The organism is Flavobacterium akiainvivens (assembly GCF_001278115.1).
Taxonomy (GTDB): domain Bacteria; phylum Bacteroidota; class Bacteroidia; order Flavobacteriales; family Flavobacteriaceae; genus Flavobacterium; species Flavobacterium akiainvivens.
Genome location: NZ_LIYD01000005.1, coordinates 2,380,985 through 2,393,485, shown reverse-complemented (window position 1 = coordinate 2,393,485; position 12,501 = coordinate 2,380,985). Strand labels below are relative to the sequence as shown.

The 12,501-nt window shown below is 43.7% G+C and carries 9 protein-coding genes; all 9 read right to left on the bottom strand.

Going from position 1 to position 12,501, the window contains the following annotated elements; translation table 11 throughout:
* Window positions 1–185: 185 nt before the first annotated feature.
* The 9 genes from AM279_RS10805 to AM279_RS10765 all read right to left on the bottom strand — a co-directional run bounded on the left by AM279_RS10805 (window position 186) and on the right by AM279_RS10765 (window position 12,498).
* Window positions 186–6,803: an alpha-2-macroglobulin family protein gene (locus AM279_RS10805; protein WP_054408004.1), complete on the bottom strand. Its 6,618-nt coding sequence runs from the start codon at window positions 6,801–6,803 to the stop codon at window positions 186–188.
* A 176-nt stretch (window positions 6,804–6,979) separates the two neighbouring features.
* Window positions 6,980–8,038, bottom strand: a complete 1,059-nt coding sequence (locus AM279_RS10800) for a DNA polymerase beta superfamily protein (RefSeq protein ID WP_054408002.1) — start codon at window positions 8,036–8,038, stop codon at window positions 6,980–6,982.
* Window positions 8,035–8,787 carry a nucleotidyltransferase domain-containing protein gene (locus AM279_RS10795; RefSeq protein ID WP_054408000.1) on the bottom strand — a complete coding sequence of 251 codons (753 nt, stop codon included), beginning with the start codon at window positions 8,785–8,787 and terminating at the stop codon, window positions 8,035–8,037. Before AM279_RS10795 ends, AM279_RS10800 begins: the two co-directional genes overlap by 4 nt.
* Window positions 8,788–8,813: 26 nt before the next feature.
* Window positions 8,814–9,407, bottom strand: coding sequence for a macro domain-containing protein (locus AM279_RS10790; protein WP_054407998.1), 594 nt, complete (start codon window positions 9,405–9,407; stop codon window positions 8,814–8,816).
* Window positions 9,408–9,443: 36 nt separating this feature from the next.
* Entirely contained in the window at window positions 9,444–10,028 is a 585-nt protein-coding gene (locus AM279_RS10785; protein WP_054407996.1) for a hypothetical protein, read from the bottom strand.
* Window positions 10,029–10,080: 52 nt separating this feature from the next.
* Complete coding sequence (locus AM279_RS10780) at window positions 10,081–10,635, bottom strand: hypothetical protein (protein WP_054407995.1); 555 nt, start codon at window positions 10,633–10,635, stop codon at window positions 10,081–10,083.
* A 50-nt stretch (window positions 10,636–10,685) separates the two neighbouring features.
* Window positions 10,686–11,279, bottom strand: a complete 594-nt coding sequence (locus tag AM279_RS10775; RefSeq protein ID WP_143090294.1) for a DUF6705 family protein — start codon at window positions 11,277–11,279, stop codon at window positions 10,686–10,688.
* Window positions 11,280–11,329: 50 nt separating this feature from the next.
* The gene (locus tag AM279_RS10770) at window positions 11,330–11,917 is read right to left on the bottom strand and encodes a DUF6705 family protein (protein WP_143090295.1); all 588 of its coding nucleotides are present in this window, start codon (window positions 11,915–11,917) and stop codon (window positions 11,330–11,332) included.
* A 50-nt stretch (window positions 11,918–11,967) separates the two neighbouring features.
* The gene (locus AM279_RS10765) at window positions 11,968–12,498 is read right to left on the bottom strand and encodes a hypothetical protein (protein ID WP_054407990.1); all 531 of its coding nucleotides are present in this window, start codon (window positions 12,496–12,498) and stop codon (window positions 11,968–11,970) included.
* Window positions 12,499–12,501: the final 3 nt, after the last annotated feature.

Below are 12,501 nucleotides of genomic sequence, written 5' to 3'. Positions count from 1 at the left end.
CCGCTAATGCGGATTTTTTTTGTTTTGCAGGTAGGGTATTTTAATTGTGGCCTGTTATATGGGCAGCAACAATCCAATTTTAAGTTAGGTATACATCACCTCAACAAGCTTAGATTAATAGAAAGTTTAGTTAAAAGTAGCAAACCCCATCTATACAGGTGGGGTTTTGTTATTTTGTTACCTTTTTACTCCGTTTTTACCCTTATGCCCTGTGTATGCCCGCTAAACTCAGGCGCATACATACTTTGTATGGTGGTAATGCCGTTGCTGAATTCGCCTGCATTATTTACGCGCAGGTCATACTCCAATACATAAGTGCCACGATTTACACGGTCGAAAAAGAAATGCGTGGCGGCATCGCGGGTGCTTTGGTAGTAGCCCAGGCCGTCTTTGTAATGATGGCCGCTTAGTACATCAACCGGTTCAAAGGCAGCGGCACGCATATCTTTAAGGTGCACATATTCGGCATCTTCGGTAAGGGTAACCACCAGGCGCACGGTAACCAGGTCGCCCACCTTAAGCGGCGATTTTTCGGTTATGGGCTCAAGGGTTATGTTTTGCACGGCGGTGTTTTTGCGGTACAGCTCTTTCTTTACACTCATGATGCCCTTTTGCGCAGGCTTTATTTTATCAAGGTTTTCAAAATACTGCCAGTACAGTCCGCCATATCCGGGTACTTTTCCATTATTCTGAACGGTTAGGGTAGCCATATCAGGCGTGATTTCCTCCGGTTTCCATTGCATTTTTATGTAGCCGGTACCGGCCTCTTTTTCAGTTTCCGAAAGCTTTTTGTCTAAAACCGCGGTGCTGCCCAGTGTAAACGTTGTTGTACCCTGAACGCTTAGCCAGTCGGTGCCTTTCATAAGCAGTGCATAAACCGCTTCGGTAGTAGCTTTTGTGGTGGGCCAGTGCTTGTTTTGTTTTTGCTTAATCAGCCACACGCGCATGGCATCTACACTTTTGGCGTCGTTATCAATTTCGGCGAAAGCCTCAATAAGCAACGCCTGTGTTTCTATGGGCGATTGGTACCACCACCAGCCCGGCTTGTTGCTGAGCCAGTGCATGCCTATCTCTTCATTATTAGCGCTTGACCCTTTAAGGTAGGTAAGTATTTTTTGTGCTGTGGCCTTTTCGCCAAAGCGGTGCATAACCAATGCTGCGAGGCCTTTTTCATAGAGGCTGTAGGTGCTCCACTTTTGTTTGGTATAAGCCAGGTAGGGCTTTATTGCCGCCTTTAGCGAATCGCCCACAGGGTACTGCTCCAGGTAAAAACTACGGGTGTATAAATAATGCAAATCGCTATACGGATTGATTATCTTAAACGCATCGTTTTTCTTACGGTTTTTTTCCTGTTGCTTGTGCCAATTTATAAACTGCCCGTCTATATACTTTACAGCCTTTTGGGTTATGCCAAATATGCGGGTACTGTCTGCCGGGGCTATGCCCAGTTTTTGCAGGTGGCCCAGCCCGGCGGCAATGTGGCGGGTAATGTACTCACTATCGTTATACCCCGGAAACCATGCAAACCCACCTGAGGCACTCTGGCGTTCTTCCAGCTTTTTGAGGTTGGCGGTAAGGCTGTTTTTAATCTTATCGAGGTCAAACAGTAGGGCCAGGCGGCTGTTTTGCTCTTCCTCAGTTTGGGCATCCAACACCCACGGGGTTTCGGCAAGGAGTATGTTTTTAAGTTCCTCATTTTGTTCCAGCCTTGGGGTAATGCCCGCCTTGCGCCATTCGGCAAATATGCCTGCAATTTTGGGGTTGCTGTTTATAATGTGTGCGGCAATGCTGTTAGCATAGTAGTGGGAAAACAACTGCTCGCTGCAATCGTGCTCATACTCCATAAGGTAGGGCAGCGATTTAAGCGCCAGCCAAGCCGGGTTGCTTGTGTACTCCAGCGTTATGCCTTGGTGGCGCAGGGTAGAGGAAGTGTTGCCTTTAAAATTCTCGAGCGTGTAGGTTTTGGTAGTGTTTTCGCGCACCCACAGCGGCAGGCTTTCGGTAACCAGCATGCTGTTGGGCAATACGGGCAGTATGTTTTCTTCGCCATCGGTAAAATTACCGGCCTTAGCCACTACTTTATATTGCACACCTTGTAACCCTACGGGTACGGCCACCTGCCAACTTACCGATGTATTGCCGCCTGCGCCAACGGTAAACGGCCTTGTGCTATTGGCGTTTAGCATTTGTGCATCTACAGGCTCAAAGGTAACGGCATCAAACAATTGCAGCATGGCGGTACCGGTTTGGGGCTCGGTGCCCAGGTTGGTTATTTTAGCCTGTATGGTAACAGTATCGGTTTCCCGCAGGAAACGCGGCATATTAGGCACCACCATAAGGTCTTTCTGGGTAAAGAATTTATTTTCAAAATAACCGCCCACGCCTTTTTTGGTATGCGCAAGCAGGCGCAGCTTCCATTCGCTTAGCGCTTCGGGGGTGGTAAAGCTAAAGGTAATGCTGCCGTTTTTATCGGTAGTAAGCTGTGGGTAAAAGAAAGCCGTTTCGTTAAAGTTTTTACGGGTTTGCACTGCGGCAAGTTCTTCTGCTGCTTTTTTGGTACTGATGATAATAACCCCGTTAGCGCCACGGTTGCCGTATATGGCTGTAGCCGATGCATCTTTAAGCACACTGACAGAGAGCACATCATTAGGGTTTATTTCCCGGAACTGGTCGGCATTTAGCGGAACGCCGTCTATAACATACAGCGGCTGTACACTGGCATCCATAGCAGCGTAGCCCCTTAAAATCACTGTACCATCTGCACGGCTTGAAGCTGTAGAGATGTTAAGCCCCGGCACCTGTGCCTGTAGGGTTTGTATGAAGCTGGCGTTTGACCTGCCTTCAATTTCCAGTGATGCAGCGCTTAAAGCCGCACTTTCAGATCTTTCATTCCACACCCTTGCTTTACGGGTTAGAGGCTTAAATTTTACTTCGTAGGCTACTTCATAATTTAAATCTCCGGCAACAGCAACGCTATCTGTGGCAATGGCATAATAGTTTTCTTTTACTCCGTATCCTATTACATAATCATCTACATCTACATCCAGTATTACATTTTCTACGCGTTTACCGGGTGTATATTCTACAGTTTTCCAGGTGTTGTAGTAACTAAACATAAGGTCTTCTCCTTTGGCTACATAAAGGGTATATTTACCGTTATAATCAGTTTTTGTACCTTCATGTGTACCTTTTATTGTTACGTTTACATCAGGTAAAGGATTTCCATCCGGCAGGGTTACCGTGCCTGTTACCTCCTCATCGCCCGGTTCTTTAATTTGCGATTTCGGTTCAAATTGTATGAAATAATTGTCCCTGCTTACAATATCAAAGCCATACATATAAAACCTATCGCTCTTTTTCTGGGGGTTATCTATGTCAACATCGCCATTGTCAAAACTACCGTAACGTGTGCCTTCTGTTGCAAACTCTTTATTGCCAATATAGCTTAACGGATAGTAATAGGTTTCAGGCTTATCCCACCCGGATACCCTGAACTGGTCGAGGGAGGCATCATACATACCTGCGAGTACCTCGGCTTCGTTGTTTTTGCCGTTTTTTATGGTAAACGACCATTTTTGTTCGCTGCCCGGGGCCAGTTTGTTACTAATAGTTTCGGTTTCTATGGTAACAGGCTCAGGGTCTTTGTACATGGCTGCAATTGCCTGGCCGGTAAAAAGCTGGTTTTGCCACACAAAGTCCATATTTATGCCCATTTGTGCATTAAGGTTTTTTGGTGCAGGGATTTTTACCACAGCCCTGCCGCCTTTAACCGTTACGGCCTGTTCGTGCAACACTTTATTATTGGCATGGGCTACAAGGTTGGCATACAATATGGGTAGGGCGGTGCGTATTTCCACTTCGGCATACCCCTTGTTGTAGGCGTCTTCATTGTTTATGATAGTGAAAGTAAATAGTTCGTAATCGGGCAGGTAGGTGTCTTTTTTGCGGATGAGCGTAAAGTCTTTGGTGCTTTTTTCTTCGCGCCCCAGCGAATCTTTTACCACAAACTCCATTTTATATGTGCCCGATGGCCAGTTTTTAAAATCAGTAAGCTGCAGGTTTTTGTCTTTGCCTGTGTGTATTTCTTTTACCAAATAAGGCTTAGCTTCAAACAGGGTATCGGCCTCACGTTTTTCATAAGGCACGTGCGGAAACAGGCGGATAAACTCCTCTTTAGGTATGGTTTGTAGTTCGGGTGCCTGCCATGGCCTGTTTGTAAGCAGGCGGCCTGCGCCTGTATTTTTATATACCTTTAGTGTGCCTGCTACTTTTTGCGGCTGGCTGTTGCTATTGTTTACAGTAAACATTACCGTGCCTCCTTTTTGTTCATCAATAACCTGGGGTACTGCCAGCTCGGGGAACAGCAATATTGAGCTGGCCTTTACCGAAGCCTCACCGCTGCGGGTTTCGCCGTTTACATCGGTAACATTGGCATATACGGTATAGATAAATGTGATGCCCGACTTTACGGCCTTATCATCGGCAGCTGCCTTAAAAGTTATGGTAAAATTACCCTGTGCATCGGCAGTAATGGTATCTTGTGCCACAAGCCCGCCTGTGTAATCGTTTCCTGAGCTGTAATCGCGCGAGTAACCAAAACGGTGCTGTACTGTGCGGCGAATGGTATAAACTACCCGGGCACCACCCAGCGGAGCCCCGCTAAACGATTTTGCCGTTGCGGTTGTGGTTATGCTGTCGTTAAGGGCATAGGCGCGGGTAACGGGGTTAAATTTAACCTCAAAGGTGGGGCGCTTGTATTCTTCTACACTAAAATAGGTGTAGCTGCTGCTTAGCGAAGCGTGGCCCCAAAACGGGTGCTCGTCTTTAGCGGCATTGTAGGCCGGGTCTTTTTCGGGCTCTTCATCTTCAGATACTTCAAACGTATAATCGCCTGTCATGCCGTTTTTAGGCAGGGCAAATTCACCTGCAAAAGAACCAAAATCATTGGTTTTTAAGCGCGCTTTATACACTACATTGTTATTATCATCAGAAACTTCAATATTAAAAAACACATTGGGCACAACGCTGTATTGCCCGTTTTTTCTTTGTGTGGCAATGGCTTTAAAAAATACCTTCTGGCCGGGGCGGTATATGGCACGGTCTAAATATTGGGCTACGCTTACATCTGTTTCGTCATCATCATTATTGTTATAATTGCGGTAATAGTTGTAAAAAGATGAGGTAAGGGTATCGCCCTCAAAGGTTATGGTAACCGGTGTGTACCGGTTGTTATCAGGATTATGCGCCAGGTCGGCACGCCCGTTTTTATTGGTTTTTACGGTTAAGGAGTCATACCGCACCAGGGCATCCTGCACGGGAGCGCCGGTAGTGGCTGTAGTTACAAAATACTGCGTTGTTTTGTTTGCTTGTTGCTTAGACAAAGACAGCCCTGTAGCCTGTATGCCTACAAACGCATATTCGTTACTGTCGGGATTTGTTGTGGCGGGGCAAAAGGCCACAATGTAACATCCTTTTTCCAAAGCAGGTAATGCCACCTCTGTAGTATAATTAAAGTAAGGCTGTGTTTTGGGCAGGGTATATTCTTTAACCAGTACAGGTGTGCCGTGTTTCAGCAGGCTGTCGTTATATGAGCTATTGTTGCCATAAGCCCCATACCTGTCAGTGTTTTTAGGGTAAGGCTGTTTGTAAATGGCAACGCGCACTTTGTCAAGGTTTTTAAAATCAAATTGTGCCAAAGAGGGTTGCCCCGGTAAAACATAGCTTTGTGCCTTTACCCTAAGTGTGGTGCTAACAATGGGCGCCCTGCGTGCTTCGGCTTCGGGGGTAACATCGTTTTTATCTTTAGCGGATATAATGGTGTTTAAAATATTTAGCGCCTGCCGTTTGTATTGCGGGTTTGTTTTTTTATCGGCCAGGTTAACCAGCAAATCAGCCTGTTGTATCATGGCACGGTAGGCAAAAGGGCTGTCTCCCCAGCGGGTTATTAGCTGCCCATAGGTTTGTAGCTGCATGGTACGGGCTTCGGGGTATTGATACCGGTAACGCTCTGCATAGCCCAGGCGGCGCAAAATGGCACGTTGCAGGCTGTAGCTGTCGTTTTGTTTTATGTAAAAAGCCTCGGTATCCTTACACAGCTTTAAAAGGGGCGCACTCTCAAGGCTGTCGTTTACTACCACCTGCTGAAAAGCGTGCTCATCGCCCAGCACCTTTGCCAGTTGCTCTTTTGGCAAGCTGTTGCGATAGGGAATGTTCATATTGAGGTAATTGAGGTAAGGCTCCAGCAAAAAGTCATACAGCGAACGTTTTGTTTTTGCCAGCACGGGTGCAAAATCTACTACTTCGGCATAGGCAGAAAGCGGTGTTTTATACAGCAGTGCGCGGTTGGCAATGCTGCGGGCAAAGGCGGCTGTTATGGCATCGGTAAAATTTTGGTTGCCCCATTCTTTAAAATTATCGGGGGTGGGGGAGGCCACATTGGTGCGCTGCGAGTAATTGTAGCCGTTATCCATATATATGGCGTAGAGCATCTGGGCATACAGGCTCTCCATATAAGCGGCGGTGGCGGGTGTTGCGGTTTTAATTTCGGCCTGCAGGTTTTTAAGTATTATAACCTGGGCATCGGCCTCAAGCATTTGCAGGTATTTGCTTTTATAAAAGAAAGCCTTGAGCAGCTGGGGCTCGTTGCGTTTTTTGCGGGCAAGGGCATAAACGGCATCGGTAGCGGCGGCGGCTTTTTTAAACTCACCCTGTGCTTCGAGTTTCATAATGTTATCCCATTGGCCGGTAAAATCCTGCGCGGTGGCGGCCAGGGTAAAGAGCAATGCAATGATGAGGTTTTTCATGTGGTTAACAGTTGATGGTTGTTGGTTGCCGGATTGCCCGAACGGTGCAATTAATGTACGGCTTTTTTAATAACGCTACAGTAGTGCCTGTACGTATAAGAGTACCTTTTTTTGCAAAAGGTTGGGAGGCAGTTGTAAAGTTTGGGTACAAAAAAGCCCCACACAGGGGACTTGGGTTATTTATATAAAAATGTCCTTATAGAAACCAAACGTTTTTCTGCGGTTGCCTTATCCGGCTTTGGCGGTAGCTGAGATGTTTGGGCGGCGGTTTCAATGGCGTTTAAAAGCGATTCGGCGGTGTGCATAAGGTGGTCATACTCTACATTGCCTGCCTTGATGTTTAATAGTTCATCGCGGTTAGGCACTTTTACGTTTAGTGTACCTTTGGTTAAAATGTGCAGGGCACTTTGCAGCAGCCTTATGGTGTGCATCATGTTTTTGCTGTCATAATTTTTGCCATGCCCGCTGTTTGTGTTGTAGCGCTCCTGGTTGCGTTTTTCTACCCAGTCCCAATACTCCCTATACTCTTTGCAGTAAGAAGAGTAGGCATCTTTATTGCAGTAAAGGTAAGCCGCTTCTTTTTGTCTGTTGGGTATAGGCGAAAGGAGTACCTGGTTGCTATGGGCATCGCGCACTATGCCTTTGTAGCCCAGGTTGCCGGTGGTGTCTGTAAAAAGGGCATATACGTCTTTGCTGTGCGGTATATTAACCAGGCCGCACTGCTCTTGTTGCAGGTTGTTTTCTACAAGCCATTGCTGTAGCGGCAGGGTACTGTAACCGGAAAGGATATAGCAAAAATCGGCCAGGCTTTTGCGCTCTTTGTCTACCAGGTTTACAATTTTCTTTTTAAGGCCTGTGGCTTTTTTTATTTGTGTGGCGGCATAACCGGCAAAGGTTTCCTTGCAAAGTTTTGACAGGAAATCGCTGAGCTGCAACTGCTCCATAACCGGATGGCGGTACAAAATACAGTCTTGCGGCGAGGCCAGAAGTTCGAGTATATTGGGGTTGTTTTTAGTGAGCAGTTCTACAAAACGGCCTATTTCATAATATACAATGTCGTTGGTTTCGTTACTAACCTGCGGAATGTATTCGGTGCCGTAAAAGACTTCTTTAGGCAGGTAGAAAACACCTTTTATATCAGTGTCAGACATGGGTGTGTCAAGCCCGAAGGACTTGCTGCCCGCTATGGCTTCAAACAATATAAGGTTGCGGTTTTTAAGGTCGTCTATGGTCATGCACGTTGTATTTCTTCGCGGAAAAAAGTTTCCAATTGGGCGTTTATCTTATGGCCTGCGCCCAGCTTAGCGGCGTTGTTACGGTTGTACTCTATGATTTCTTTAAGGAAATTGGTAATTACCGCCTCACGCGGATGCAGGTATTTTTCATCCTGCCCGGCTTTTATGGCCAGCAGTTGCTGTGCTTTTTGCTGTACTTCATGTGGCGCAAGGGGCAGCAGTTGGGCGAAAGCCACGGGCGGAATGGTGTTGTGGTCAATAATCCACTTGCCTGCCAGAGCCGACCGCAATGCATAAAAGTAGCTTTTAAGCTTAACGTGTTCGGCATCGCAAACCTCCATAAAGTTTTTGGTGGTGCCCAGGTAGTGGTGCAGCGTGGCAACGGGTGAAAAGCACTGCGCGGCAAAATCCTGCATTTGTGCCAGGAATTCCGGGTTAGTATAATAGGTTACCGGCGGAAAAAGCCACTCCAGCAGCGCACCGTTAGACTTAGCCAATAGTTGCAGGGTTTTATTGATGTCCCACCCGGAGCCGTCGAGGTCTTCGGCGGTCATGAATTCTATAACATCGGGTTTTTCCCAAAGGGAAAGGTATTCTACCGCCGGGCGCTTGTATATAAACCGGATATCATAATCGCTGTCGGGGCTGGCAAAACCCCAGGCGCGGCTGCCCGATTCTACGGCGTGCAGTATGGTTATGTTGTGCTGTTTTTCTATTTCAGATAGCTTGTTGAGGATGCTTTGGTGCATGGTGTGGTATTAAAATGTAAAAATAATCAGATTTTCCTTTTGCGCAGCGCCAGGTCATACTTTGTGGCATCGGTAAAAACAGGAAACTCAGGTACCTGGCCTTTTATAACCTCGCAGTAGGCGACATACATTTGGTATGCGGCGGTTTCAAAAGGCATTTTGCCCGTGCCGGTGCACAGGCCGGGTACGGCAACGCTGTGTATTTGGGGGCGCGAGGTGCAGGCCAAAAGTATGGCTTTCATGGCCAGGTAAGCATTAACCGATTCTGCCACCGGGCCGGGTACGTGCATGGTGGGGGCGCATACTACATATTGTGGCGTGGTGCCGGTAGGTATAATTTCGGCCTGGCCCACAAGGAGTTCGCCCAGTGGGAGTTGTTTAATCCTGTTTTGGAGCTCGGTTTGTATGCCCCAGCCAAATGTGCGCGAAAGGGCAAGGTCGAGCCCGCCATCCATAAACCCAAACGAGTTGCCGGGGCTTACCACGGCATTGCAGTCAGTAGTGGTTATATCGGTATTACGTATAGTAACGCCGGGCTCAAACTCAAAATGGGTGCCCCATGCCGCACCAAGGGCAGGTGTATTGTAATGGGTGAGCTGTATGTTGAGGTTTTTGGGCATGGGTTTAGTATTGTACCCAAATATAGTGTATTGGTTTTATTCTATCATGTTATCTGTAATTACGGCAGTGTGAATCCATTTGCCGTTTATTTTTTCCATAATAATAAGGTCTTTATAGTCAATTAAACTTGAAGCAGACGATATGGGTATCGCCCTGATATCTAAACAGAATAAAGCATATTTTTTATCTTTAGTATATACGGGTTTAGACAAGTATAAAACGTGATTTTTAGGAGATAAATGGCTGCTTATGAATTCATTTGTATTTAGGTTGCCTGTAGCAATTTGTACAGGTAGCGTAAAGTCTTCTTTTGTCCAGTTAACTTCTTTCTGAAATAATGTGTCTAATTTATTAATTTTTAGGCTGTCGAGTGGCATGGCAAGGTTTTGGTTGCCAATCTTTATTAAAGTATATGAATTATATTCATCTTTATTTGGATTTTGAAAGAGTTTTAGAATTCCACTTGAAGGTACAGGTTTTTCAACAACAAAAATAGTGTCATACTGTTTTTTGGTAAGCTGTGGATCTAAAAAAGCATTTATTACCTGCCTGTCTCTTTTTACAGATGAGCAGGAGGCAAGGGAAAGGATTAATAAGGAGTAAATGATTAACCATTTCATATTGAGGGATTTTTATAAAGGTACAAAAAAGCCCCGGTTGGGGCTTTGGATTTTAAGTATAGTAAAGCTGAAATCTTTTGATTAAATGCCATTTTCCATCCATTTCTTTATAAATACTGAGTATTCCTCCATAATGCTCACTAAAGGTTTCTATTAAAGCATATTTACCGTCATTTTTTATCCATGGACAGGTTAAACTCAAAATATTTATACCTACCACCTTTTTAGTTTCTTTATTGCGTTGGGTTGTATACGTTGTATGTATGTTTTTATCAAATAAGATTACCTTTTGGCCTTTAAAAATGTCTTTACTCCAAATTGAGGGGCAGTTGGGCTTAGGGTAAGATTTTTCAGGTATTTCACCAAAAATTTCATTAGCCTGCTCTTGTGTTAATTCCCCTGTTTTTAAACACCAGGTTTTTAACGCAGCAATATTATCATTAAAATTTGCAGTTTCCGGACGAATTACAATAGTATCTGCTAAGCTTAAAGATTGGTTTACAAGATCTGGATATTGGGTTAATTCGAGTTTTAATATATTCATTTCTGCATCTTTATTTTGTGCAGAAGAAATACTAACTGTTATTAAAAATACTAACCATTTCATATTGAGGCGTTTTTATAAAGGTACAAAAAAGCCCCGTTTGGGGCTTTTGGTTATGGTTGTTTTGTGAGAATGTATTCTTGCTGTGGTACACGCACTTCAGTAAACGGGCCGTCTTCTTCACGTACATAGTTTAAGAGCCCTCCCCAGTTTACTTTGATTTTTGCAGGTGTTCCAATCATTGCATCAATATGGGTTACAATAATGCTTACATCAAGGTAATTACGTTCAGGATCTTCAAAATCCAATATTATTTTTTTTCTGTTACCAACAGTAGAAGTGTAAATGTCTACGAGCGATGTTAGTACTATATTGTAGTCATATTCATCTGGATGGTTTATGTTTAAATTTGATAACGTATTAACAATTTCTACACCGTTTTGCACATACTTATATTCGCCAATTATCAAATCTTCATAATGATTAAATTGTGAAATATAAAACGCCTCTTTCTTTTGCAATGTTATTGTGAAAGAAGTGTTTGTGGCAGTGTTTTCAAATTTCCATGTACCAATGAATTTTCCAAATTCATTATCTAAATCTTTATACCATGCACCTGCAATGTCGTTATCAGCAACATCCAAAAGAGGTAGTACTGGTGATTGGCAATAGCAGGTTGATACGATTAAAAATACTAACCATTTCATATTGAGGAGTTTTTATAAAGATACAAAAAAGCCCCTTTTGGAGCTTTGGGTTATGGTTGTTTTGTGAGAATGTATTCCTGTTCGGGAACCCTTATTTCAGTAGGTTGGCCTTCTTCAACAAATGATAGCTGGCCTCCCCAGGTTACGTTAATTTTTGCAGGTGATCCAATCATGGCGGGTATAAACGTTACAATTATATTTACATCTAAGTAATCTCGTTGAGGGTCTTTAAAATTTAGTAAAATTTTTTTTCTACTACCTAAAGTAGCTGTGTTAACGTCTAATAACACATATCCTGTAATGTTATAATCGTACTCATCTGTATGTAATACATTTAAATTTGAGAGTGTGTTTACAATCTCCACGCCATTTTGTACATATCTGTATTCACCTACTAACAAGTCCTGATAGTAATTAAATAATGGGATATAAAAAGATTCTTTTTTTTGAAGTTTTATGGTAAATGATGTATTTGTAGCCGTGTTTTCAAATTTCCAGGTGCCAACAAATTTTCCAAATTCGTTATTTACATCTTTGTACCATGCACCTGCTACTTTGCTATCTGCCATATCTTCCATTGAAATTATGGGAGACTGGGCATTGCACCAAACTGTTATTAATACTACTAACCATTTCATATTTAGGCGTTTTTATAAAGGTACAAAAAAAGCCCCGTTTGGGGCTTTCATCAGATTATGAATAACGTTATGCTTCTAAAAAAGCTCCATTTTTTATCACGAAAGATAAAAATATCTACATAGCCGCCTTCTTCATCAATACTATGGAATATAAATGCATACTTTCTGTCTTGCCTTATAACTGGAACGGATAGCCAATGCTTGTATACGCCTATATATTTGGGGTTTATACTTTTGTTTTCACTATTTATCAGTTTTAACGTACGGTTTTCAAATAACATATTGTTAGTCCATTCTTTGACTTCTTCTGTTTTAAAGTGGGGAATACTATCTACACCAAAAATATCGTTAGCTTCCTGTGCTGTGAAGGTGCCATTTTCAACCAGCTCTTTTTTCAATTCTCCTAAATGTTGTACAGGTGCTGCCTGGCGGTAAAGAAACAAAGTATCTCCCGTTCTTCTTTTGTTCGGATACTCTTTTGTTACCCTGTTAAGTTCAAGAGTTGCTATTTCTTTTGCATCATTAGAAAGTTGCTGGCAATAGCAGGGAATTGAAAGTAAGATAAACAGGAGCTTTTTCATATT